This is a genomic window from Shewanella sp. CAL98-MNA-CIBAN-0140, assembly GCF_040309905.1.
In the GTDB taxonomy this organism is placed as follows: Bacteria; Pseudomonadota; Gammaproteobacteria; order Enterobacterales; family Shewanellaceae; genus Shewanella; species Shewanella psychromarinicola.
Genome location: NZ_JBEOPI010000277.1, coordinates 1 through 239 on the forward strand (window position 1 = coordinate 1; position 239 = coordinate 239).

A 239-nucleotide genomic window follows, 5' to 3' on the forward strand; every position below is an offset into this window, starting at 1 on the left:
CTTCCACACCAAGCTCGGCCAGCTCTTCTAATAAGATGTTAACCTTGACACCATTTGGCGTATTTAGTGAATATCGCTGTAATGGTGCCTCGCCTACTGGCAGCTCTTTCTCATGACGCGCGCCAGCCGTTGGCCGGTTGATACTAGAGAATTTACCGCCACTTTTTTTATCTTGTATCCATACCTTAGGTGGCGTATAAGTCGCTTCTTTTACATTATTATTGGTCGTTGATTGATTG

General features: G+C 44.8%; 1 pseudogene. It reads right to left on the bottom strand.

The features are described from left to right. Positions 1 to 239 (bottom strand): annotated as a pseudogene (locus AAEY93_RS21060) (hypothetical protein); the annotation flags it as partial.